This is a genomic window from Stutzerimonas stutzeri, assembly GCF_000935215.1.
GTDB lineage: Bacteria > Pseudomonadota > Gammaproteobacteria > Pseudomonadales > Pseudomonadaceae > Stutzerimonas.
Genome location: NZ_JXXD01000090.1, coordinates 14387 through 37123 on the forward strand (window position 1 = coordinate 14387; position 22737 = coordinate 37123).

The following is a 22737-nucleotide window of genomic DNA, read 5'->3' on the forward strand; positions in this document are numbered from 1 at the left end:
TCAGTCCTCCCACAGCTGGACGGTCTTGATGATGTCGCGGCGGTTGGCCTTCTTCGCGCCAAACATGTTGGTGTCCGAGGCGCCCGAGCAGCCGCTGCCGAAGCTGAAGCCGCAACCGGAACGCTCGGCGAAGGCGTCGCTCATGGCCTCTTCGCGGTGCGCGGTCGGGATCACGTAGCGGTCCTCGTAGTTGGCGATGGCCAGGTAGCGGTACATGTCCTCGACCTGGGCCACCGACAGACCGACGCTCTCCAGCACCTTGAGGTCCTGCACACCATCGACCTGCTCGGCGCGCTTGTAGGCACGCATGGCGAGCATGCGCTTGAGCGCCAGCTTGACCGGCTCCTCGTCACCTGCGGTGAGCAGGTTGGCCAGATAGCGCAGCGGGATGCGCAGGCTGTCGACGTCCGGCAGCACGCCGTCCATGCTGACGTGACCGGCGCTGGCGGCGTTCTGGATCGGCGACAGCGGCGGCACGTACCACACCATCGGCAGCGTGCGGTATTCCGGGTGCAGCGGCAGGGCCAGCTTCCAGTCGACCGCCATCTTGTAGACCGGCGACTTCTGCGCGGCCTCGATCACCGACATCGGCACGCCGTCGTTGAGCGCCTGCTCGATGACCTTCGGGTCGAACGGATCAAGGAAGATCTCCAGCTGCTTGGCGTACAGGTCCTGCTCGTTGACGGTGCTGGCCACTTCATGGATGCGGTCGGCGTCGTAGAGCAGCACGCCGAGGTAGCGGATGCGGCCCACGCAGGTCTCGGCGCAGACGGTCGGCATGCCGGCCTCGATGCGCGGGAAGCAGAAGATGCACTTCTCGGATTTGCCGCTCTTCCAGTTGAAGTAGATCTTCTTGTACGGGCAGCCGCTGATGCACATGCGCCAGCCGCGGCACTTCTCCTGGTCGATGAGGACGATGCCGTCCTCCTCGCGCTTGTAGATCGCACCGCTCGGGCAGGACGCGGCGCAGGCCGGATTCAGGCAGTGCTCGCACAGGCGCGGCAGGTACATCATGAAGGTGTTTTCGTACTGCCCGTAGATGTCGGCCTGCACCTTGTCGAAGTTCTTGTCCTTGCGGCGCTTGGCGAACTCGGTACCGAGAATCTCCTCCCAGTTCGGGCCCCACTCGATCTTCTCCATGCGCTGGCCGGAGATCAGCGAGCGCGGGCGGGCCACCGGCTGGTGATCGGAGATCGGCGCGGTATGCAGGTTCTGGTAGTCGAAATCGAACGGCTCGTAGTAGTCGTCGATGGTCGGCAGGTCCGGGTTGGCGAAGATGTTCGCCAGCACGCGGAACTTGCCGCCGATGCGCGGGTTGATGGTGCCGTCGCCGTTGCGCACCCAGCCGCCCTTCCACTTGTCCTGGTTCTCCCACTCCTTCGGGTAGCCGATGCCGGGCTTGGTCTCGACGTTGTTGAACCAGGCGTATTCCATGCCTTCGCGGCTGGTCCAGACGTTCTTGCAGGTGATCGAGCAGGTGTGGCAGCCGATGCACTTGTCCAGGTTCAGGACCATTCCAACTTGTGAACGAATCTTCATGGCCTATTCCTCAGATGTCTTGCGGCAGGGGTTGCGGCAGGTCGTTGCCGTTCGGGCCGTCGAGCCAGTCGACCTTGGCCATCTTGCGTACCACGACGAACTCGTCGCGGTTGCAACCCACGGTGCCGTAGTAGTTGAAGCCGTACGCCTGCTGGGCGTAGCCGCCGATCATGTGGGTGGGCTTGAGCACCACGCGGGTCACCGAGTTGTGGTGGCCGCCGCGGGTCTTGGTGGTCTCGCTGCCGGGCACGTTCACGATGCGTTCCTGGGCGTGGTACATCATCACCATGCCTTCCATCACGCGCTGGCTGACCACCGCACGGGCGGTCAAAGCACCGTTGGCGTTGAAGCACTCGATCCAGTCGTTGTCCTCGATGCCGGCCTTCTTGGCATCGACTTCGGACATCCACACGATCGGGCCGCCACGGCTCAGGGTGAGCATGATCAGGTTGTCCGAGTAGGTGCTGTGAATGCCCCACTTCTGGTGCGGGGTGATCCAGTTCAGGACGATTTCGGTATTGCCGTTGCTCTTCTTGCCCTTCACGTAGTCGATGGTGCGGGTGTTGATCGGCGGCCGGTAGCTCATCAGCTGCTCACCGAAGGCCTGCATCCAGGGGTGATCCTGGAAGAACTGCTGGCGGCCAGTGATGGTGCGCCACGGGATGAATTCGTGGACGTTGGTGTAGCCGGCGTTGTACGACACATGCTCGTCTTCCAGGCCTGACCAGGTCGGGCTGGATATGATCTTGCGCGGCTGCGCCTGGATGTCACGGAAGCGAATCGCCTCGTGCTCCTTCGGCAGCGCCAGGTGGCTGTGGTCGCGGCCGGTGAATTCCGACAGCGCGGCCCAGGCCTTCACGGCAACGTGACCATTGGTTTCCGGCGCCAGGCTGAGGATGACCTCGGCCGCGTCGATGGCCGACTCGATCTGCGGACGCCCTTGGCTGACGCCCTCGTCGCGGACCTTGTAGTTCAGCTCGCCGAGGAAATCGACTTCATCCTGGGTGTTCCAGTTGATGCCCTTGCCGCCGTTGCCGAGCTTGTCGAGCAGCGGGCCGAGGGAGCTGAACTTCTTGTAGGTCGCCGGATAGTCGCGCTCGACCACGGTCATGTTCGGGCAGTTCTTGCCCGGCTGCGGATCGACGCCAGCGGTTTTCCAGTCGGTGCCGCCGAACGGCTGGGCCAGTTCGCCGGGGCTGTCGTGCAGCAGCGGCACGGTGACCAGATCCTTCTCCACGCCCAGATGACCTTCGGCCATCTTCGAGAAAGACTTGGCGATGCCCTTGTAGATTTCCCAGTCCGAACGCGCTTCCCAGGCCGGGTCGATGGCTGCCGACAACGGGTGAATGAAGGGGTGCATGTCCGAGGTGTTCATGTCGTCCTTCTCGTACCAGGTCGCGGTCGGCAGAACGATGTCGGAGTACACGCAGGTCGAGGACATGCGGAAGTCGAGGGTGGTGACCAGGTCGAGCTTGCCGATGGCGCCGTCTTCCTGCCATTCGGCCTCGAGCGGCTTGAAGCCGTCGCGCTTGCCGAGGTCCTCGTTCATTACGCCGTTCTTGGTGCCCAGCAGGTACTTGAGCATGTACTCGTGGCCCTTGCCCGAGCTGCCCAGCAGGTTGGAGCGCCAGATGAACATGTTGCGCGGGAAGTTATCCGGGTTGTCCGGCTGCTCGCAGGCAAACTTCAGCGAACCGTCCTTCAGCGACTGGGTGACGTAGTCCACCGGCGACATGCCGGCCGCTTCGGCTTCACGGCAGATCTGCAGCGGGTTGCGGTTGAGCTGCGGCGCGCTCGGCAGCCAGCCGGCGCGTTCGGCGCGGATGTTGTAGTCGAGCATGTGCTCGGGGAACTGCGACTTGTCGGCCAGCGGCGAGAGCACTTCGTGGATGCTCATCTTCTCGTGGCGCCACTGCGAGCTATGGTTGTAGAAGAAGCTGGTGCCGTTCATCTGGCGTGGCGGACGGTGCCAGTCGAGGCCGAAGGCCAGTGGCAGCCAGCCGCACTGCGGACGCAGTTTTTCCTGACCCACGTAGTGAGCCCAACCGCCACCAGTCTGCCCTACGCAACCGCACAACATCAGCATGTTGATCAGGCCGCGGTAGTTCATGTCCATGTGGTACCAGTGGTTCATCGCCGCACCGACGATGATCATGGAACGGCCATGGGTCTTGTCGGCGTTGTCGGCGAATTCACGGGCGATCTGGATCGCCTTCTCGCGGGACACGCCAGTGATGACTTCCTGCCAGGCCGGGGTGCCAGGCACGCTGGCGTCGTCGTAGCTGGAAGCGACGTTGGCGCCACCCAGACCACGGTCGATACCCAGGTTGGCGGCCATCAGGTCGAACACGGTGGCGACCTTGGTGGTGCTGCCATCGGCCAGGGTGATGCTGCGGACCGGCACGCGGCGCAGCTGGATGCTCTCGCCTTCGGCGTGCTGGAAGTGCTCGTGGAGGATGCCGCCGAAGTACGGGAAGGCAACTTCGGCAGTTTCGCCGCCATCGATCTGGGTCAGGCTCAGGTCGACATCGCGGCCGTCCTTGCCTTCGCGGGCTTCGATGTTCCACTTGCCCTTCTCGCCCCAGCGGTAGCCGATCGAACCCAGCGGCGAAACCAGCTCGCCGGTGCTGCCATCGACGGCGATGGTTTTCCACTCAGGGTTGTTTTCCTGGCCGAGGTTGTCGGCCAGATCGGACGCGCGCAGGAAGCGGTCGGCGATGTAGCTGCCGTCCTTTTCATTCAGGCGCACCAGCACCGGCAGGTCGGTGTAGCGCTTGGCGTAGTCGCGGAAGTAGGCGCTCGGCTTTTCGAGGTGGAATTCCTTGAAGATGACGTGGGCGAAGGCCTGGGCCAGCGCGGCGTCGGTGCCCTGCTTGGGGTTGAGCCAGAGGTCGGTGAGCTTGGCGACTTCGGCGTAGTCCGGGGTGATGGCGACGGTCTTGGTACCCTTGTAGCGGACCTCGGTGAAGAAGTGCGCGTCCGGAGTACGGGTCTGCGGGACGTTGGAGCCCCAGGCGATGATGTAGTTGGAGTTGTACCAGTCGGCCGATTCCGGCACGTCGGTCTGCTCGCCCCACACCTGTGGCGAGGCCGGCGGCAGGTCGCAGTACCAGTCGTAGAACGACAGACACACGCCACCGATCAGCGACAGGTAGCGGCTACCGGCCGCGTAGGAAACCATCGACATGGCCGGGATCGGCGAGAAGCCGACCACGCGGTCCGGGCCGTACTGCTTGACGGTGTAGACGTTAGCGGCGGCGATGATCTCGTTGACTTCTTCCCAGCTGGAACGGATGAAGCCGCCCATGCCGCGCTTGCTCTTGTAGGACTCGGCCTTGGCCTTGTCCTCGACGATGCTGGCCCAGGCGTCCACCGGGCTCATGTTGCGCCGCGCTTCACGCCACAGTTTCAGCAGCGGCTTGCGCACCTTGGGGTACTTCAGGCGGTTGGCGCTGTAGATGTACCAGCTGTAGCTGGCGCCACGCGGGCAGCCGCGTGGCTCGTGGTTGGGCAGGTCGTTGCGGGTACGCGGGTAGTCGGTCTGCTGGGTTTCCCAGGTGATCAGGCCGTTCTTCACGTAGATCTTCCAGGAGCACGAACCGGTGCAGTTCACCCCGTGGGTGGAACGCACGATCTTGTCGTACTGCCAGCGCGAGCGGTAGACGTTCTCCCAGTCGCGGGATTCGATGCGGGTTTCGCCATGACCATCGGCGAATTCGCCTTGCTTCCTGTTGAAGAAGCGCAGTTGATCGAGCAAGTGGCTCATTGGTTTCTCTCCTCACTCCGGTTGCGAACCACTGGCCCGACCGGTCGGCTTATCAATTTCGGCTTGCGCCAGCCGAGGTGGCTGGCGCATTCGTTCGGTGCAACGTCAGGACGCGAGCTTCTGGCGGGCCTCCAACTCGCGGTCGACGCTGGATACGTAGTACTCGTCGGAGAACGCCCCCTCGGGCTCCTTCAGCCAGAGCAGGCAGAGCCCGAAGCTGACGAACGCACCAGCGGCAATCACCATGAAGAACTGCGAGGGGGTCACGAAGGTGTAGAGGGTCAGGTAGCAGACGGCGCCGACGTTGCCGTAGGCCCCGGCCATGCCGGAGATCTGCCCGGTAACCCGGCGCTTGATCGAGGGGATGATTCCGAAGGTCGCGCCCTCGGCACCCTGGACGAACATCGAGCAGGCCACGGTGATGGCGACGGCGACGATCAGCGGCCAGGACGCGTTCATCAGCCCCATCAGGAAGAAGCCGACGGCGATGCCGAGCATGTAGGCGAGCATGACGAAGCGGCGGTTGCCGAAGCGGTCGGAAACCAGCCCGCCCATGGGCCGTGCCACCAGATTCACGAAGGCGAACGAGGCAGCGATGATGCCCGCCGTGGTCGGGGTCAGGCCCCAGGTCAGCTCGAAGAACATCGGCAGCATCGATACCACCGCCAGCTCCGCACCGAAGTTGGCGAAGTAGGTGGAGTTCAGCGCGGCCACGGTGTTGAAGGGATACTTGTCGTCTTCCGGCACGCCCTTCTTCAGGATCGGCACGTTGACCCGCAGGATCTGCACCACCTGAAACACCACCACCAGCACGATCGCCGCGTAACAGATCAGCGCACCGGTGGAACCGAGGTAACCCAGCTTCTCGATGCGCCAGACCAGGATGCCGAGCACGCCGACCATGGGAATGGTCCAGATGATCAGCTTGATCATGTCGGCCCAGGTGCTGACCTCCAGCGCGCTGGCCTTGTGCGGCTTGCGGTGAATGGTGCCGGCCGGGCCATCAGTAAGCGCGAACCAGTAGTACACGCCATAGACGGCCATGATGATCGCCGAGCTGGCGATCGCCCAGCGCCAGCCTTCCGGCCCACCGAAGGCATGGATGGCGATGGCCGGCAGGCTCATGGCCGCCGCTGCGGAACCGAAATTGCCCCAGCCGGCGTAGAAGCCTTCGGCGAAACCGATGTCCTTTGGCTTGAACCACATGGCGGTCATATGGATGCCAACCACGAAGCTGGCGCCGATGGAGCCGAGGATCAGCCGCGACACCAGCAGCTGGGTGCGGCTATCACCAAAGGCGAAAAACAGCGCGGGCGCCGCCATCGTGACCAGCAGCACCGAGAACACCCGGCGCGGCCCCCAGTGGTCGAGCGCCATGCCGACCAGGATGCGCGCCGGGATGGTCAGTGCCACGTTGGCGATGGCGAACAGCTTGAGGTCCTCGGGCGTCAGCCAGTTCACGCTTTTCAGCATGCTCGAGGCCAGCGGCGCCATGCCGAACCAGACGAAGAAGCAGATATAGAAGGCGATCCAGGTCAGATGCAGGGCCCGGATCTCGGGGCGCTTCCATTCGAACAGCGTAGAAACTCTCATGTTGAGCTCCTCACTCAGGGGCAGGCTTGAATCAGGACCGGGCAAGGCGCCCGGCGGGCCAGGAAGGCGCTGACGCTGCCGAAGGTCATGTAGTCGAGCTCGTCGACCAAGAGATTCAGCGAGCGGGAGATGAAGCCGCCGTCCGGTTCGTTGGAATGCCGCGCGATGACCAGCAGGTCGGGCTTCTTGTGCTCGGCGGCCTTGAGAATCATCTTGCGGGCGTCGCCTTCGGCGAGGATCACGTCGACGTCCAGTCCGAAGGCGCTGACCTTGGCCGCCGCCTCCTGCAGGAAGGCCTGGAATTCGCGACGCTCGCGCTCGTACAGCTCGACCGCCGAGTCGCTGGTGTCGCGGGTCTCTTCCACCACGCCGATCAGCATGATCAGCGGCTTCAGCGGACCGAACATCTCGAGCGTGGCGTCCAGCGCTTTGCGGGCGTTACGCGAGTTGTCGTAGGCAATCATGATGTTCATGGCAGCTCTCCGGACTCAGGGGTTCTTCACGTAGGCGTTGGGGCGCAGGTAGAACCACCAGTTGAGGATCAGGCACAGCGCGTAGAACACCGCGAAGCCGTACATCGCCACTTCCGGGGTGCCGGCCTTGACCTGTTCGCCAATCACGATCGGGGCAACGAAGGAGCCGTAGGCGGCGACAGCGGAGGTCCAGCCGAGTACAGGGCCGGCCTTCTCGCGGTCGTAGATGACGCCGATGGTGCGGAAGGTCGATCCGTTGCCGATGCCGCTGGCGGCGAACAGCACCAGGAACAGCACCAGGAACAGGAAGAAGAACTCTTCGGGCTGGGCCGAGCTGTAGGCCTGCTGCATCACGTAGCCGGCCGCGACCGAGGCGATGACCATGACCACCGAGATGACTTGGGTAACGATGGAGCCGCCGACCTTGTCGGAGATCCAGCCGCCCAGCGGACGGATCAGGGCGCCGATGAACGGGCCGATCCAGGCGTAGGTCAGCGCGCTCGGCGCATTGGGGTTGGCGATGCGGGTCACCACACCGTCGGCACCGACCTCGTTCATGAAGCCGAAGATCACCGTGATCGACAGCGGCAGCGCCATGGAGAAGCCGATGAACGAGCCGAAGGTCAGGATGTAGAGGATGCTCATCGACCAGGTGTGCTTGTCGCGGAAGATCGCGAACTGGCGCTTGATGTTCGGGGCGATGCTGCCTGGCAGCAGGCGCAGCATGCCGAGCGTCGCGCCGATGGTCAGCAACATCACGCCCCACATGTTCAGCACACCGAGGCCGGTCGGCGCGGGCAGGTAGAGGTACAGACCGACGGCGGCGGCGACGAAGGCCACGGCGTAGAGGCCGAGGATCTTGCCGAAGGCGTTCAGCGGGTAGCCCGGAGTTGGCGAGATCACCAGCAGGTTGTTCATGCCGAACCAGCCGGCGAAGGCCAGCGGTACCAAAAACAGCAGCCAGACCCAGCCAGCGTTCTGGATCCAGGTATCGGTGCCGGCAGCGATCTTGCCGATCAGCGTGCCGCTGTCCTTGATCAGCTCCATCGGCGCGCCAGCCGCTGCACCGAACACGCCGGCGGTCATCACCAGCGGAATCAGGATCTGCATGGTGGTCACGCCGAAGTTGCCCAGGCCGGCATTCAGCCCCAGCGCCAGCCCTTGCTGGTTCTTCGGGAAGAAGGTGCTGATGTTGCTCATCGAGCAGGCGAAGTTGCCGCCGCCGATGCCGGAGAGGAAGGCCAGCAGCTGGAATACCCACAGCGGCGTGTCCTGGCTCTGCAGCGCGAAGCCGGCCCCGGCCGCGGGGATCATCAGCAGCGCGGTGGTCAGGAAGATGGTGTTGCGTCCGCCGGCGATGCGGATCATGAACGACGCCGGAATGCGCAGGGTGGCACCGGTGAGGCCGGCGATGGCGGTCAGGGTGAACAGCTCGGCGGGCGCGAAGGGAAAGCCCAGGTTGAGCATCTGCACCGTGACGATGCCCCACATCAGCCAGATGGCGAAGCCCATCAGCAGACTCGGGATGGAGATCCACAGATTGCGATTGGCGACCCGCTTGCCAGTGGTGTCCCAGAAGATCTGGTCCTCCACGTCCCACTTTTCGATATTGCTCATGGTCGATCCTCTTGGCGCAGGGCCCCGCTGGCATACGCAGCGGGATCAGGAATGGCTCGCACGCTAAGCGGGGCGGATCGATCCGAATTTGACCGAGGTCAATACACAGCCAGTGGCAATTTGCTTTACACGACGTTCCTACCTCTAACGGAGTATTCCGTATTCATTGAAATAAATTCAGTAATATCAATGAGTTATTTTGCTTCTCCGATCGCCCTTCATGCGCATCGCAAGGGTCCAAATGCATTGGGAGTACTTCCCACACATGGCCAGAGCCGATGACAGAGCGCAGAATGAACCACCGCCAAAGCGACGATCCGACCATGCCCCCAACCGAAAGCGAGCAGCTCTCCACCCGCCACTCGATCGTGTTCAACACCTTGGTGGCGTTCGTGGTCATCATCGGTTTTTCGCTGATCAGCATGCTGGCGAGCCTGTATCTGGCCGATGCCCTGGAAGGTGACGCCGAGGCAATCAACCAGGCCGGGAGCCTGCGCATGCAGGCCTATCGCCTGGCGTTCACCGCCGAGCAGGGCTCGCAGGCTGTGCTCGAAGAACGCGTCGTCACGCTCGAGCGCACCCTGCTTTCCGCCTCCCTGCGCTCGGCCCTGCACCGCCACGGCGCAACCGAGCTGCCCGCACTGCATGCCGGCGTGCTGCGCCATTGGCAGCAACGCATGCGCCCACTGCTGGACGCGCAGCCGCCGCGGCTGGAGGAATATCGTCAGGAGGCGCCGGAATTCGTCAGTGAGCTGAATGTATTCGTGCGCTCGCTGCAGGAGGCGTCCGAAGGCAAACTCGGCGTGATCCGCGCGCTGCAGGCCGGCACCCTGTTCATCATCGTGCTGATCGCCTTCGTGCTGATCTACGGCCTGCACAACAACCTGGCCACCCCGCTGCGCAGCCTGACCAAGATGGCCCGCGACATCGGCAAGGGCGACTTCAGCGGCCAGGTGCAGATTCCCGGCGACACCGAGCTGAGCCTGCTGGCCCGCACGCTCAACCAGATGAGCCAGGAGCTGGCCAGCCTCTACGCGGAAATGGAGCAGAAGGTAGATGACAAGACCGCCGCGCTGACCCGCAGCAACGCCACCTTGCAACTGCTGTTCAACAGCGCGCGGATGCTCTACAGCCAACCCGATGATCCCAGTCAGATGATGGGCTCGCTGCTGAACAAGGTGCAGCAGATCCTCGGCACCGGCCCCATCACGCTCTGCCTGAACCGCTCCGCGGCCGCCGGCAGCCACACCGCCATGACCTCCCGCGACCTGCAACCGCCCGACTACTGCAAGCTGCCGCAGTGCGGCACCTGTCCGGTCAACCAGACTGGCCGACTGCCCAGCGGCGAGGAATTGATGACCTTCGAGCTGCGCTCCGGCCAGGACGACCTCGGCTCGCTGCGCGTCGCCTATCCGGCTGGCGACACGCTGGCCTCCTGGCAGACCCTGCTGCTGACCACCCTCGCCGACCTCTTCGCCGCCTCGCTGAGCCTCGCGCAGCTGGGCCAGAAGCAGGCACGCCTGGCACTGATGGAAGAGCGCGCGGTGATAGCCCGCGAACTGCACGATTCGCTGGCCCAGGCGCTGTCTGCACAGAAGCTGCAGCTGGCCCGTCTCAAGCGCCTGATGCAGAAGGAAAGCAGCCAGGCACAACTTGACGACAGCGTGCAGCAGATCGACCAGGGCCTGAACGCGGCCTACCGCCAGTTGCGCGAACTGCTGACGACCTTCCGCATCAAGGTCAACGAACCCGGGCTGCGACCGGCAGTGCAGGCGACCATCGAGGAATTCGGTGCCAACTCCGGCCTGCAGATTCTGAGCGACTACCGCCTCGACCACTGTCCGCTGACGCCCAACGAGGAAGTGCATTGCCTGCAGATCATCCGCGAGGCGCTGAGCAACGTGGTCAAGCACGCCGAAGCCGACCGCTGCTGGCTGAGCCTGACGCAGGACAGCAATGGCACCATCCACGTCAGGATCGAGGACGACGGCATCGGCATCCGCCCCGAAGAGCAGCGCGCCGGCCATTACGGCCTGATCATCCTGCAGGAGCGCGCCAGCAGCCTGAACGGCAGCATCAGCATCGGCCTGCGTCCCGGCGGCGGCACCCTGGTCCACCTGCGCTTTCCGCCTGCCTATCGCCACATTCCCCTAATACAGGAGCCTGTCACGCATGAACGAAGGGACAACCACACGAATCCTGCTGGTCGACGACCATCCCATGATGCGTCGGGGCCTGCGTGACCTGCTGGAACTGGAAGACGACCTGGAGATGGTCGGCGAGGCAGGCAACGGTGAAGACGCCATTCGCCTGGCTCAGGAGATCGAGCCCGATCTGATCCTGATGGACCTGAACATGCCGGGCATTGACGGCCTGGAGACCACCCGGCGCATGCGCGACGCGGACATCGATGCGCGGATCATCATGTTCACCGTCTCCGACGAGCAGAGTCATGTCCTCGAAGCCCTGCGCAACGGCGCCGATGGCTACCTGCTCAAGGACATGGACGCGGAACAGCTGATCGAGCAGATCCGCATCGCCGCCACCGGCCGCATGGCCCTCAGCCCCGAGCTGACCCAGGTGCTCGCCGAGGCCATCCGGGTGCGTCCCAAGCCCACCGGCCAGGTGCAGTTTTCCAGCCTGACCAAGCGCGAGAAGGAGGTTCTGCGGCTGATCGCCAAGGGCCAGAGCAACAAGATGATCGCGCGCAAGCTCGGCATCACCGAAGGCACCGTGAAGGTCCACGTGAAGAACCTGCTGCACAAGCTGGGCCTGCGTTCCCGTGTCGAGGCGGCCGTCTGGGTGCTGGAGAACGAAGCGAAGGGCTGACCGGTACCGTCGCCCGGCAGCAGTTTTGTGCGTGATCGCTCAACTCGCGAAGCCGCTGCCGCCCCCTTGACAATCATCAATGCCATCACCGCGAAGCGCTCTATCTTCTCGTCCCCAACCGACCTGACCGTGTGGTCAGCATCGCGCCCATCCGGACGTAAGGAGCGCTCCATGTTCAAGATTCTGCTGCCCACTTCCCTGCTACTCGGCCTGCTGGCCGCCAGCCTGCCCTGCCAGGCCGCCATCAGCGACGCCGAGGCGGTCAACCGCGCCGGCATGCAGCGCATGCTCGGCCAGCGCATCGCCAAGAGTTACCTGATGATCGGCACCGATACCCGCGTCGATCTTGCCGCCAGCCAGCTCGACAGCAGCATTGCCAGCGTCGAGGAGAACGCCCAGCTGCTCGACGAGTACGCCGCCAACGATGTCATCCGCAAGGCGCTGGAAGACGCCACGCAGACCTGGCATCAGTATCGCCAGCTGGCCCTGACCCAACCGGATCGCGAACAGTCTGCCGAGCTGCTGCGCCTGGCCGAGCGCTTCCTCGGCCAGAGCGAAGCGCTGGTGCAGGAGATCGAGCGCCACAGCGGCAGTCAGGCGGCTCGCCTGGTCAACCGCAGCGGGCGCCAGCGCATGCTCAGCCAGCGCATCGCCATGCTCTATCTGGCGATGACCTGGAAGCTGCCGGAACAGCGCCTGCGCGGCGATTTCGACGCGGCAGTCGCGGAGTTCGAGCGCGGCCTGGACGAGCTGAACAAGGCGCCGCAGAACACCGAGCAGATCAACCGCCAGCTCGATCAGATCGGCGCGCAATGGCGCTTCGCCCGGGCCGGTTTCAGCCTCGCCGACGATGCGCGCTTCGTCCCGACGGTGATCGTCACCACCAGCGATTCACTGCTGCGCAAGATCGAACAACTGACGCTGGACTATGAGCGACTGGCCGGCAGCAGCCGCTGATCGACTACCTACCCTGCCCAGAAAGAGGTATGGCCTGCCCGCACGGCGCGACCTAGCATGCCGTTCATCGAAAGGAAGGGGGATGGCCATGCTGACCGGCTCTGCAGTGCTCAATACGATGCGCCGTCATCATCTGTTCAATGGGCTGGCCGAGACGGCTCTGCAGAACCTCGCGGCGCATACCACGGTCAAGCGCCTGCCAGCCGGCTGCACGCTGTTCCACCAAGGCGACGCCGCCGAGCACTTTCACGTGCTGATCAACGGCCAGGTCAAGCTGCACCGGGTCACCTGCGATGGTCAGGAGAAGGTCATCGAGGTAGTCCGGCCGGGCGAGGCCTTTGCCGAGGCACTGCTCTTCAACAAGCAGCCGGAACATCCGCTGAGCGCCACAACCCTTAAGGAAAGCCTGGTGCTCAACGTGCAGAACGCCCACTACCTGCGTCTGCTCGAGACCCAGCCTCAGTTGTGCATGCAGCTGCTCAGCAGCCTCAGCGACCGACTCAACCAGCGTCTGCATCAGATCGACAGTCTGACCTCGTCCAACGTCTGCCAGCGCGTGGTGCGCTACCTGTTCCAGGAACTGCAGGCGGCACGCAGCGGTGTGATCGACCTCGACCTGCCCAAGCGCCTGATCGCCTCGCAGCTGGGCATTCAACCGGAAACGCTGTCGCGCATCCTGCATCGCCTGACCGACGCAGGGCTGATCGCCGTGCAGCGGCGGCGCATCGAGATCCTCGACCAGCGCAGCCTCTCGGCCTACCTCGAAGCAGCCGCCTGATCAACCCTAGGCGTCGGGGTCACCACGACGGAACGGCTGCGGGGCGACTTCAACCGGTGCCGGCTCGACCGGCGGCGGACCATCGCCAAGCTTGAAGGGTTTCGGCGGCTCACTGACCAGTCTCCGCGTGGCCGGCTCGAGGCGCTCCGGCTCAGGCTCCGGGCGCTCGCGGACAAGATGCCACGCAGCGGCGGCAAGGGCGGCGGCCAGCACACGATAGAACAGCGATGCCAGATCGAAACCGACCAGCTCACCGCCATCCAGCCACAGCGACACCAGGCGCCCGAGCACCAGCGCGGTCATGGTGATCATCAGCATCATCAAGGCCGGGCGCGCGCGCTCGGGTGCACGCGCTGCCCAGATCAGGAACAGTGCCAACCCCAGTTGCAGGCCACCGTAGTAGACCCGCATGTGGCTGACCGAGGCGCCCTCCATCAGCAGCATGCCGTTCAGATTGGCCATCTCGTAGGGGCGAAACCAGTAAGCCAGGCTCAGACTGGCCATCACCAGCGCCTGCGCAAGCAGAACGAAACGGGCAAAACGCATCGAAAACTCTCCTGATGTGCGACTCGCTATTCCGATTGGCATGGGACTGTCAGGCGGCCGGTTTGTTCTGCGCCCGGTACTCCGGCCGACGCTCCCGCGCGACGTCGATAGTGACAATGGCCCGCCCGCCGCACCTTGGGTATGGGCGCAACCCGTCGTATTCTGGGCCTCTCGCTCGTAGGAGGTTCCCATGCGCCGTCTTCTGTTGCTGCTTCCCGTCCTGCTCGCCGGGTTCGCCCAAGCCGCCGAGCCCATTGCTATCGACGTCTATCGCGACCCCAACTGCGGCTGTTGCGAAGCGTGGATCGAGCACCTGGAGGACAACGGTTTTTCCGTGAGCGATCACGTAGTCAACGACATGACCTCGGTAAAGATGGAACACGGCATCCCGCACCGCCTCGGTTCCTGTCACACCGCGGTGATCGACGGCAAGTTCGTCGAAGGCCACGTTCCTGCCGCCGACATCCTCAAGTTGCGTGCGCAACCGGACCTGATTGGCGCGGCCGTACCCGGCATGCCGATCGGCTCGCCGGGCATGGAGATGGGCGAGCGCAAGGACGCCTTCAAGGTGATCGGCGTCAGCAAGACGGGCGAGGAACGCGCGCTCTCCGAATACCCCGGCGACTGAACCATCGCGCCGCTGCGAATGCAGTGCGGTCCGCGCTGCAGCTTTTTCGCGCCGTGCGGGTCTTAACGGGAAGCAGGTGCCGCTTCGGTGCTGCGCACTCAACCCGTCAACCGTTCAGAGGGACACCCCATGCGCTGGAAACGAGCCCGACGCAGCGACAACGTAGTGGACGCCAGAGGCCGCAGCGGCATGCGCCTTGGCGGCGGACTGGGCCTGGGCGGTATCGCCATCGTGGTGATCATCGGCCTGCTCTCCGGCCAGGACCCGCTGCAGATCCTCGGCCAGCTGGCCAACCAGGGCGGACCTGCCGTCTCCCAGCAAAGCCAGCCGCCGGCCGGCGATGACCCGCAGACCGAATTCGTCCGGGCGATTCTCGGCGACACCGAAGACACCTGGCGTGCGCTGTTTCAGCAAGCCGGCGCGGAGTACCGCGATCCGACCCTGGTGCTGTTTCGCGGCGGCGTGAACTCGGCCTGCGGCTTCGCCAGTTCGGCGGTGGGCCCGTTCTACTGCCCCGGCGATCAACAGGTCTATCTCGATCTGCAGTTCTTCGACGAGATGGCCCGGCGCTTCTCCGCCGCCGGCGACTTCGCCCAGGCCTATGTGATCGCCCATGAGGTCGGCCATCACGTGCAGACCCTGCTCGGCGTTTCCCAGCAGATGCAGAGCGCCCGTCAGCGCGGCGCGAAGATGGAAGGCGACAACGGCCTGCTGGTCCGCCAGGAACTGCAGGCCGATTGCTTCGCCGGAGTCTGGGCCTATCACGCGCAGCAACGCCACGACTGGCTGGAAGAAGGCGACCTGGAAGAGGCGCTGAACGCCGCCAATGCCATCGGCGACGACAACCTGCAGAAGCGCAGCCAGGGCCGTGTGGTGCCCGATGCCTTCACTCACGGCACTTCGGCGCAACGGGTGCGCTGGTTCCGTGATGGCTTCGAGCATGGCGATCCGGCGCGCTGCGACACCTTCAAGGCGACGCGGCTGTAATAGGCGGCCACTGGAGCCTCGCCAGCAAGGCGCTTCTACGTGGTCATGCGGGGTTCGGACCGGCTGCACGCGACTTGCTGCAGACGGCGGGAGAACAGGGTTGGCGACGGGCTTGTGCACGACCTGACTCGTGCTCGGCCCGAATGCGGCAGCGGCCTCGCCCGCGAATGGCTGTGACTCGGTGTGCGCCCCCGTTCCCCGTCGCGCAGCGCTCAGACCTCGCCCGAAGACAGCAGCCCGTGCAGCACCCGGCAATCCGGGGCATAGAGATCGGCCAGTTCCGGCCATTCGTTGTGCGGCACGTTGACCAGTACGCCACGCGCGCCGGCCGCCCGGGCGCACTCCAGGTCGAAGCGGTAGTCACCGACCATCAGCATCGACGACGGCGCCACGCCCCAACGTTCCGCCAGATGCAGCAGCCCGCCCGGATGCGGCTTGGGCGGCGCTTCGTCGCGACCGAGGATGTCCTCGGGCAGGAAACAGTCCCCCATGCCGACCGCGTCCAGAGTCACCCTGGCCAGTTCCTGGGCATTGCGAGTGAGCACTCCAAGCCGGCAGCCGCGCTCGCGCAGAGCATGCAGCAGCTCGCGAGCGCCTTCTGCCGGGCGCGCCGCGCAGGCCAGCTCGCGCTCGTGCGCCAGCAGCCAGGCGTGCTTGGCGGCGGCCTCCTCGGCAGGTAGCGCCGCCAGGTGATGGAGGATGTCGTCCACCTCGGGGATTGCCAGCGCGCGGCGGATCGCGGCGAAATCGTGCACGGCGATCGTCAGGGTGCCGTCCATGTCGAACACCCAGTGACGGACCTCGGCGATCTTCACATCCAGTCCTCGCGCACGCGGATCAGCCCTTCCTGCGCCACGGACGCGACCAGCTGGCCCTGGCGGTTGAAGATGCTGCCGCGGGCGAAACCGCGCGCATTGCCGGCCCAGGGGCTGTCGATGGAGTACAGCAGCCAGTCGTCCAGCTTCACCTCACGATGGAACCAGATGGCATGGTCGAGGCTGGCTAGCTGGATGAACTTGCTCCACGAGCTGACGCCGTGCGGCTGCAGTGCGGTGCCGATAAAGCTGAAGTCCGAGGCGTAGGCCAGCAGGTACTTGTGCAGCGCCGGGCTGTCGGGCAGCGCGCCGTCGGCGCGGAACCACAGGTGGCGGACCGGTTCGATGGGCTGCGGGTTGGCAGGATCGACCAGCGTGACCGGGCGGATCTCGATGGGCTTGGGACGGCGCAGCTTTTCCATCACCCGCTCGGGCACCATCGGCGACAGCTTGTGCAGCAGCTCCCACTCGTTGGGCAGATCGTCCGGCCCGACCACGTCCGGCATCGGCAACTGATGCTCGTAGCCCGTTTCCTCGGCCTGGAACGAGGCGATGCCGGTGAAGATGGTCTGGCCCTTCTGGATCGCACTGACCCGCCGCGTGGTGAAGCTGCCGCCGTCGCGTACGCGATCGACGTCATAGACCACGGGCTGGTGCGAGTCGCCGGGGCGCAGGAAATAGCCGTGCAGCGAATGCACATGGCGCTCCGGCGTCACCGTCTGGCTCGCGGCGGAGATGACCTGGCCGAGCACCTGGCCGCCGAACAGCTGGGGAAAGCCGAGGTCCTGGCTCGCGCCACGGAACAGGTTCTCCTCGATGCGTTCCAGGGTCAGCAGGTTGACCAGGGCGTCGAGTATCTGGGTCATTTCGGCTTCCTTGATAGGGGGCTCGTACGGGCGCGCCATGTTACGGATTTCGCCGGCAACGCTCCAGCAACAGTGCTCATTGTCGCCAATCGTCCCGCCGCAGCCGGTAGAGCACCTGGGTGTGCAGCGGGTGCTCGGGCGAAACGTCCGGATGACCGAACGTGGTGGCCGGGTCCGGGCGCATGCCGAGCCCTTCCAGCAGTTGCCTGCCCGGTTCGTTGATCTGCGAGACACAGGCCACGACCTCGTCCAGCTCCAGCGCGCCGAATGCGCATTTCAGCGCCGTCTGCGCGGCCTCGCGAACCAGACCCTGCCCCCAGTGCTCGCAGGCCACCGCCCAGCGCAGCTCGGCGACCGCGTTCGGCAGCGGCAAGGCGGACCAGACCAGCCCGCAGTAGCCGATGAAGGCGCCGTTGTCCTTGCGCTCCAGCGCCCACAGGCCGAACCCATTGCGCAGCAGATGCAGCCTGCTGCGCACCATCAGCGCGGCGCAGTCATCCCGGGACCACCGCGCCGGGTTGTAGCGCATCACCTCCGGGTCGGCACAGAGCCGCACCAACGGATCGAGGTCTTCGTCATGCCAGTTGCGCAGCCGTAGGCGCGTGCTTTCGAGTGCGAGTCGTTCAACCATCCCTGCTCCTTGAGCGCTCCGACGGCCAGCCTGCATACTGCGGCGCACATCCATCGAACACGCGTGGTTCATGTCGCTTCCCCTGGTATTTCACGACGATTACAGCCCGCCATTGCCGCCGGGCCATCGGTTTCCCATGGAGAAGTTTCGTCTGCTGCGCGACCATCTGGTCGCCCTGGGTTTGACCACAGACGCAGCGCTATTGCGCCCCGAGCTGTGCAGCCGTGACATTCTGGCGCTGGCGCACGACAGCAACTTCGTCGAGCGCTACTGCAGCGGCGCGATGGGTCGCGACGAGCTGCGCCGCCTCGGCCTGCCCTGGAGCCCGGAGCTGGCGCAGCGCACCGTGCGGGCGGTAGGCGGTTCGCTGCTGGCCGCCGAACAGGCGTTGCAGCATGGCCTGGCCTGCCACCTGGCCGGCGGCACCCACCATGCCCATCACGACCATGCGTCCGGCTTCTGCATCTTCAACGACCTGGCGGTAATCGCGCTCTACCTGCTGGAAAGCGGACGCGTCGGACGCGTGCTGATCTTCGATTGCGACGTGCATCAGGGCGACGGCACCGCGCGCATCCTGGAGAACGTGGCGGACGCGGTGACCGTCTCGCTGCACTGCGAAAAGAACTTCCCCACGCGCAAGGCCCATAGCGACTGGGACATCCCGCTGCCACCCGGCATGGGTGATGAGGCCTACCTCCAGGTGGTTCATGACACCCTGAACTACCTGCTGCCGATCTATCAGCCTGACCTGGTGCTCTATGACGCTGGCGTCGACGTCCACCGCGACGACGCCCTGGGCCTGCTCTCGCTGACCGACGCCGGGCTCGCCGCGCGCGACAGCGCCGTGCTCGATCACTGCCTGGGCCGCGACATTCCCGTGGTCGGCCTGATCGGCGGTGGCTACGACAAGGACCGCGCCCTGCTCGCGCGTCGCCATGCGACCCTGCATGTCAGCGCCCACTCAGCCTGGCAGCGCCACGGACTCGGCTGAGCACCCGTCAGCGGCTACAATGCCCGCCCTGCTCGCCTGCCCGGTTGCCGCCATGCCCCAGCCCGCTTCTTCCTTTCGCGTCGCCATCATCGGTGGTGGCCCGGCCGGCCTCATGGCCGCCGAAGTGCTCGGCCAGGCGGGCGTCAGTGTCGATCTGTACGACGCCATGCCCTCGGTCGGCCGCAAGTTCCTCCTGGCCGGCGTCGGCGGCATGAACATCACCCACGCCGAGGACTACCCCGCCTTCGTCAGCCGCTACGGCGAACGCGCCGGCGAGCTGCGCCCGCTGCTGGACGCCTTTACACCCGCCGCGCTGCGCGAATGGATTCACGGGCTGGGTATCGACACCTTCGTCGGCAGTTCCGGTCGGGTATTTCCCACCGACATGAAAGCCGCGCCATTGCTGCGCGCCTGGCTCAAGCGCCTGCGTGAAAATGGCGTACACATTCATACCCGCCAGCGCTGGCTGGGTTGGGACGAGGCCGGTGCGCTGCGCATCGCCGGGCCGCAAGGCGAAAGCCTGATCGACGCACACGCCACCCTGCTCGCCCTCGGCGGCGGCAGCTGGGCACGACTGGGCTCCGATGGCGCCTGGGTGCCGCTGCTCGCAGCCCGCGGTATTGCCATCGCACCGCTGCAGCCGGCCAACTGCGGCTTCCAGGTGGAAGGCTGGAGCACCCATCTGCGGGACAAGTTCGCCGGCGCGCCACTGAAGACGGTCAGCCTCGCCCTACCGGGTAGCGCGCCGCGCAAGGGCGAGTTCGTACTTACCGCGACCGGTATCGAGGGCAGTCTGGTCTATGCGCTTTCGGCACCGATCCGCGAGGCCATCAACCGTGACGGCGCCGCCACCGTGCTGCTCGACCTGCTGCCGGATCGCACCCTGGCGCAGGTCGCCAGTGCCCTGGCCAGACCGCGGGGTTCGCAGTCCATGGCCAAGCATCTGCAACGCCAGCTGAAGCTCGATGGGGTCAAGGCCGGGCTGTTACGCGAACTGAGCGATGCGGCAACTTTCCAGGATCCACAGGCGCTGGCCGCGGCCATCAAGGCGCTGCCGATCCGCCTGCTGCGCCCGCGCCCGCTGGACGAAGCGATCAGCAGCGCCGGCGGCGTGCCCTTCGAAGCGCTGGATACCAACCTGATGCTGCAACAGGTGCCCGGGGTGTTCTGCGCCGGGGAAATGCTCGACTGGGAGGCACCAACCGGCGGCTACCTGCTGACCGCCTGTATTGCCAGTGGCCGAGCCGCGGCCGAGGGAATGCTGCGCTGGCTGCAGGCTGATCGGCCCACAGCCGCGCAGGCTTGATCGACGGGTGAGCGGCGGCCGGATGCACCAGCCGCAACCAGCGTTCTACATCTTCATCACGATACGGCCCTCGATGCGCCCGGCACGCATGTCGTCGAGGATCTGGTTGATGTTGTCGAGGTTGTCGGTATGGATGGTCGCCTTGACCAGCCCCTCGCCGGCGAAGTCCAGCGCCTCCTGCAGATCGGCACGGGTGCCGACGATGGAGCCGGTGATGCTGATCGCCTTGAGCACCACATCGAAGATCGGCGTCGGAAAATCTCCCGGCGGCAGCCCGACCAGCGCCACGGTACCGCGCCGCCGGGCCATGCCGATGGCCTGGCCAAAGGCGCTGTTGGACACCGCCGTCACCAGCACGCCGTGAGCGCCACCGATGTCGCGCTGCACCACTTCCACGGGGTTTTCCTTGCGCGCATTGACGGTCAGATCGGCGCCCAGGCGCTTGGCCAGTTCCAGCTTGGCGTCATCCACGTCCACCGCCACCACGTGCAGGCCCATCGCCTTGGCGTACTGCACCGCGACGTGGCCCAGGCCGCCGATACCGGAGATCGCCACCCACTGACCGGGCCGCGCCTCAGTGACCTTGAGGCCCTTGTAGACGGTGACCCCGGCACAGAGGATCGGCGCGATCTCGTCGAATTCGACGTTCTTCGGCAGGATGCCCACGTAATTAGGGTCCGCCAGCACGTACTCGGCATAGGCACCGTTGACCGAGTAACCGGTGTTCTGCTGGCCTTCGCAGAGGGTTTCCCAGCCGGTCAGGCAGTGCTCGCAACAACCGCAGGCGGTGTACAGCCAGGGCACGCCGACCCGGTCGCCTTCCTTTACCCGTTTCACACCGGCGCCCACCGCGGCCACATGGCCGACGCCTTCGTGACCTGGGATGAACGGCAGGGCCGGCTTGACCGGCCAATCGCCCTCGGCCGCATGCAGGTCGGTGTGGCAGACGCCGGAGGCGGCGATCTTCACCAGGATCTGGCCGGGGCCGGGCATCGGCACCTTGACTTCCTCGAGGCGCAGCGGCTCGCCGAAGGCGTGTACCACTGCGGCTTTCATGGTCTGGGTCATCGGTTGGCTCCTTGAGAAGGGACGTTCGGGCCTGCAACAGGCAGACCGGATCAAGCCTAGACTCGAATCAGTGGCCGCGTGATGACGCCGACGCCCGCGGTGCAGCCGCCAGCCCGCAGCGTTGCACGAATGTTCCAGACCGGCCACGCTCGCGGGGCGACACTGCGTCGCGCAGCATCACCGCCTTGCGTTTCACGGAGCCGTCATGGGTACAGCTGACTGGATCGATCTGAAGAAGGATGCCGAGACCGGTATCGAGACGATCCGTGCGCATTTCGAAGGTCATGCCTACGACCCGCACTTCCATGACAGCTACCTGATCGGCTTCACCGAACAGGGTGTTCAGCAGTTTCACTGCCGCCGGACGCTGCACAGCAGCACGCCAGGGCAGGTGTTTCTGCTCGAACCCGGCGAGCTGCACGACGGCCACGCGCCGACACCTGGTGGCTTCACCTATTCGATGCTCTACCTCGACCCGTACTGGATCGAGCGCGAACTGCGCGCACTGTTCGAGGATGCGCCCAGCCAGTGCCAGCCGGCATTCGCCAAGACGCTGGAAAGCGAGCCGGCGCTGGTGACGGTGATTGCCGACGCCTTCCAGGCCTTGCAAAGCCAGGACCTGCGCACCGTTCGCCAGGCCGCGCTGGACGCGCTGCTGGGCAAGCTGGCGCGGCACCTGGCATGGCAACCGCGGCTGGCTGCCTACCCGCGCCTGCCGACCGTGGCGCTGCGGGCACGGGACTATCTGCATGCACACATGGATCAGGATCTGGGGCTGGACGATCTGGCGCGGGCCACCGGTGTCGATCGCTTCAGGCTGACGCGGGCGTTCAAGGCGGCCTTCGGCCTGGCGCCGCATGCCTATCTGGTCCAGCTGCGCCTGGCCAAGGCCCGTCGCCTGCTCGCAGCCGGCCAGCCACCGGCGCTGGTGGCGATGAGCCTCGGTTTCGCCGACCAGAGCCACATGGGCCGCTGGTTCCGCCGCGCCTACGGGCTGACACCGGCGCACTACCGCAGACGTTGCTCGAATCTTCCAGACCGCTGAGCCGACAGGCGCGAGCATTCGGGCATCCGCCACCCACGGAGCCGACCAGCATGCCTCGCCTCGCCGCCACCCCCGGATCATTCGCCACGCTCATCATGGAGCAGCCGTCATGAGCCAGCTGCTGCCTTTCGTGCTGTTCGCCTTCGTCGCCTCGATCACGCCGGGGCCAACCAACATTCTGGTACTGAGCAACAGCTCGCGCTTCGGCCTGGGCGCAGCCATGCCGATCATTTTCGGCGCCTGCTCGGCCGCGGCCCTCATCGTGCTACTGGTGGGCCTGGGTGCCGGCGAATGGTTGCTGC

At 65.3% G+C, this 22737-nt stretch carries 19 protein-coding genes and 1 pseudogene; 10 read left to right on the forward strand and 10 right to left on the reverse strand.

What is annotated here, in order from left to right; genetic code table 11:
- The 5 genes from narH to LO50_RS10440 all read right to left on the reverse strand — a co-directional run bounded on the left by narH (position 1) and on the right by LO50_RS10440 (position 8988).
- The gene (gene narH / locus LO50_RS10420) at positions 1-1539 is read right to left on the reverse strand and encodes a nitrate reductase subunit beta (RefSeq protein ID WP_044314939.1); all 1539 of its coding nucleotides are present in this window, start codon (positions 1537-1539) and stop codon (positions 1-3) included.
- Positions 1540-1549: 10 nt separating this feature from the next.
- Positions 1550-5305 carry a nitrate reductase subunit alpha gene (locus LO50_RS10425; RefSeq protein WP_044314940.1) on the reverse strand — a complete coding sequence of 1252 codons (3756 nt, stop codon included), beginning with the start codon at positions 5303-5305 and terminating at the stop codon, positions 1550-1552.
- A 105-nt stretch (positions 5306-5410) separates the two neighbouring features.
- Entirely contained in the window at positions 5411-6898 is a 1488-nt protein-coding gene (locus LO50_RS10430) for an MFS transporter (protein ID WP_044314941.1), read from the reverse strand.
- Between the two features lie 14 nt (positions 6899-6912).
- Positions 6913-7371 (reverse strand): universal stress protein, encoded by a 459-nt coding sequence (locus tag LO50_RS10435; RefSeq protein ID WP_011912084.1) that lies wholly within the window; start codon positions 7369-7371, stop codon positions 6913-6915.
- A gap of 15 nt (positions 7372-7386) precedes the next feature.
- Positions 7387-8988, reverse strand: a complete 1602-nt coding sequence (locus tag LO50_RS10440; RefSeq protein WP_044314942.1) for an MFS transporter — start codon at positions 8986-8988, stop codon at positions 7387-7389.
- A gap of 293 nt (positions 8989-9281) precedes the next feature.
- On the opposite strand from LO50_RS10440, the gene LO50_RS10445 reads away from it, so the two are divergent.
- The 4 genes from LO50_RS10445 to LO50_RS10460 all read left to right on the forward strand — a co-directional run bounded on the left by LO50_RS10445 (position 9282) and on the right by LO50_RS10460 (position 13552).
- The gene (locus LO50_RS10445) at positions 9282-11231 is read left to right on the forward strand and encodes an ATP-binding protein (protein ID WP_044314943.1); all 1950 of its coding nucleotides are present in this window, start codon (positions 9282-9284) and stop codon (positions 11229-11231) included.
- On the forward strand, positions 11209-11817 hold the full coding sequence (gene narL, locus LO50_RS10450; RefSeq protein ID WP_230697639.1) for a two-component system response regulator NarL: 609 nt from the start codon (positions 11209-11211) through the stop codon (positions 11815-11817). The genes LO50_RS10445 and narL overlap by 23 nt, the downstream gene beginning before the upstream one ends.
- Before the next feature lie 171 nt (positions 11818-11988).
- Positions 11989-12774 carry a type IV pili methyl-accepting chemotaxis transducer N-terminal domain-containing protein gene (locus LO50_RS10455; RefSeq protein ID WP_044314944.1) on the forward strand — a complete coding sequence of 262 codons (786 nt, stop codon included), beginning with the start codon at positions 11989-11991 and terminating at the stop codon, positions 12772-12774.
- Positions 12775-12856: 82 nt separating this feature from the next.
- Positions 12857-13552: a Crp/Fnr family transcriptional regulator gene (locus LO50_RS10460; protein ID WP_014821519.1), complete on the forward strand. Its 696-nt coding sequence runs from the start codon at positions 12857-12859 to the stop codon at positions 13550-13552.
- Positions 13553-13558: 6 nt separating this feature from the next.
- Here LO50_RS10460 and LO50_RS10465 read toward each other — a convergent pair whose 3' ends face one another.
- Entirely contained in the window at positions 13559-14098 is a 540-nt protein-coding gene (locus tag LO50_RS10465) for a DUF4345 domain-containing protein (protein WP_044314945.1), read from the reverse strand.
- Positions 14099-14288: 190 nt separating this feature from the next.
- On the opposite strand from LO50_RS10465, the gene LO50_RS10470 reads away from it, so the two are divergent.
- Both LO50_RS10470 and ypfJ read left to right on the forward strand, forming a co-directional pair.
- On the forward strand, positions 14289-14726 hold the full coding sequence (locus LO50_RS10470) for a DUF411 domain-containing protein (protein ID WP_044314946.1): 438 nt from the start codon (positions 14289-14291) through the stop codon (positions 14724-14726).
- Between the two features lie 129 nt (positions 14727-14855).
- Positions 14856-15713 carry a KPN_02809 family neutral zinc metallopeptidase gene (gene ypfJ / locus LO50_RS10475; protein ID WP_044314947.1) on the forward strand — a complete coding sequence of 286 codons (858 nt, stop codon included), beginning with the start codon at positions 14856-14858 and terminating at the stop codon, positions 15711-15713.
- Between the two features lie 212 nt (positions 15714-15925).
- Here ypfJ and LO50_RS10480 read toward each other — a convergent pair whose 3' ends face one another.
- The 3 genes from LO50_RS10480 to LO50_RS10490 all read right to left on the reverse strand — a co-directional run bounded on the left by LO50_RS10480 (position 15926) and on the right by LO50_RS10490 (position 18025).
- Positions 15926-16528 carry an HAD family hydrolase gene (locus tag LO50_RS10480; protein WP_044314948.1) on the reverse strand — a complete coding sequence of 201 codons (603 nt, stop codon included), beginning with the start codon at positions 16526-16528 and terminating at the stop codon, positions 15926-15928.
- A complete protein-coding gene (gene tesB, locus LO50_RS10485; RefSeq protein ID WP_041014940.1) occupies positions 16525-17394 on the reverse strand; it encodes an acyl-CoA thioesterase II in 870 nt (289 codons plus the stop codon). The genes LO50_RS10480 and tesB overlap by 4 nt, the downstream gene beginning before the upstream one ends.
- Before the next feature lie 76 nt (positions 17395-17470).
- Entirely contained in the window at positions 17471-18025 is a 555-nt protein-coding gene (locus LO50_RS10490) for a GNAT family N-acetyltransferase (protein ID WP_044314949.1), read from the reverse strand.
- A 70-nt stretch (positions 18026-18095) separates the two neighbouring features.
- Between LO50_RS10490 and LO50_RS10495 the strand changes: the two genes are divergently transcribed.
- On the forward strand, positions 18096-19016 hold the full coding sequence (locus LO50_RS10495) for a histone deacetylase family protein (RefSeq protein WP_044314950.1): 921 nt from the start codon (positions 18096-18098) through the stop codon (positions 19014-19016).
- A 19-nt stretch (positions 19017-19035) separates the two neighbouring features.
- On the forward strand, positions 19036-20322 hold the full coding sequence (locus tag LO50_RS10500) for a BaiN/RdsA family NAD(P)/FAD-dependent oxidoreductase (RefSeq protein WP_044314951.1): 1287 nt from the start codon (positions 19036-19038) through the stop codon (positions 20320-20322).
- 45 nt (positions 20323-20367) lie between these two features.
- On the opposite strand, the gene adhP is transcribed toward LO50_RS10500, so the two are convergent.
- Positions 20368-21390 (reverse strand): alcohol dehydrogenase AdhP, encoded by a 1023-nt coding sequence (gene adhP, locus LO50_RS10505; protein ID WP_023444636.1) that lies wholly within the window; start codon positions 21388-21390, stop codon positions 20368-20370.
- A 205-nt stretch (positions 21391-21595) separates the two neighbouring features.
- Here adhP and LO50_RS10510 point away from each other — a divergent pair, with 205 nt between their 5' ends.
- Complete coding sequence (locus LO50_RS10510) at positions 21596-22435, forward strand: AraC family transcriptional regulator (protein ID WP_044314952.1); 840 nt, start codon at positions 21596-21598, stop codon at positions 22433-22435.
- Between the two features lie 109 nt (positions 22436-22544).
- A pseudogene (locus tag LO50_RS10515) lies at positions 22545-22737 on the forward strand (LysE family translocator); the annotation flags it as partial.

What these genes read in the sequence shown, in the direction of transcription:
- narH (WP_044314939.1), bottom strand. Translation starts at nt 1,539, where the DNA reads ATGAAGATTCGTTCACAAGTTGGAATGGTCCTGAACCTGGACAAGTGC.
- LO50_RS10465 (WP_044314945.1), bottom strand. Translation starts at nt 14,098, where the DNA reads ATGCGTTTTGCCCGTTTCGTTCTGCTTGCGCAGGCGCTGGTGATGGCC.
- tesB (WP_041014940.1), bottom strand. Translation starts at nt 17,394, where the DNA reads ATGACCCAGATACTCGACGCCCTGGTCAACCTGCTGACCCTGGAACGC.
- ypfJ (WP_044314947.1), top strand. Translation starts at nt 14,856, where the DNA reads ATGCGCTGGAAACGAGCCCGACGCAGCGACAACGTAGTGGACGCCAGA.
- LO50_RS10495 (WP_044314950.1), top strand. Translation starts at nt 18,096, where the DNA reads ATGTCGCTTCCCCTGGTATTTCACGACGATTACAGCCCGCCATTGCCG.
- LO50_RS10440 (WP_044314942.1), bottom strand. Translation starts at nt 8,988, where the DNA reads ATGAGCAATATCGAAAAGTGGGACGTGGAGGACCAGATCTTCTGGGAC.
- LO50_RS10455 (WP_044314944.1), top strand. Translation starts at nt 11,989, where the DNA reads ATGTTCAAGATTCTGCTGCCCACTTCCCTGCTACTCGGCCTGCTGGCC.
- LO50_RS10490 (WP_044314949.1), bottom strand. Translation starts at nt 18,025, where the DNA reads ATGGTTGAACGACTCGCACTCGAAAGCACGCGCCTACGGCTGCGCAAC.
- LO50_RS10510 (WP_044314952.1), top strand. Translation starts at nt 21,596, where the DNA reads ATGGGTACAGCTGACTGGATCGATCTGAAGAAGGATGCCGAGACCGGT.
- LO50_RS10445 (WP_044314943.1), top strand. Translation starts at nt 9,282, where the DNA reads ATGAACCACCGCCAAAGCGACGATCCGACCATGCCCCCAACCGAAAGC.
- narL (WP_230697639.1), top strand. Translation starts at nt 11,209, where the DNA reads ATGATGCGTCGGGGCCTGCGTGACCTGCTGGAACTGGAAGACGACCTG.
- LO50_RS10425 (WP_044314940.1), bottom strand. Translation starts at nt 5,305, where the DNA reads ATGAGCCACTTGCTCGATCAACTGCGCTTCTTCAACAGGAAGCAAGGC.
- LO50_RS10460 (WP_014821519.1), top strand. Translation starts at nt 12,857, where the DNA reads ATGGCCATGCTGACCGGCTCTGCAGTGCTCAATACGATGCGCCGTCAT.
- adhP (WP_023444636.1), bottom strand. Translation starts at nt 21,390, where the DNA reads ATGACCCAGACCATGAAAGCCGCAGTGGTACACGCCTTCGGCGAGCCG.
- LO50_RS10430 (WP_044314941.1), bottom strand. Translation starts at nt 6,898, where the DNA reads ATGAGAGTTTCTACGCTGTTCGAATGGAAGCGCCCCGAGATCCGGGCC.
- LO50_RS10500 (WP_044314951.1), top strand. Translation starts at nt 19,036, where the DNA reads ATGCCCGCCCTGCTCGCCTGCCCGGTTGCCGCCATGCCCCAGCCCGCT.
- LO50_RS10470 (WP_044314946.1), top strand. Translation starts at nt 14,289, where the DNA reads ATGCGCCGTCTTCTGTTGCTGCTTCCCGTCCTGCTCGCCGGGTTCGCC.
- LO50_RS10435 (WP_011912084.1), bottom strand. Translation starts at nt 7,371, where the DNA reads ATGAACATCATGATTGCCTACGACAACTCGCGTAACGCCCGCAAAGCG.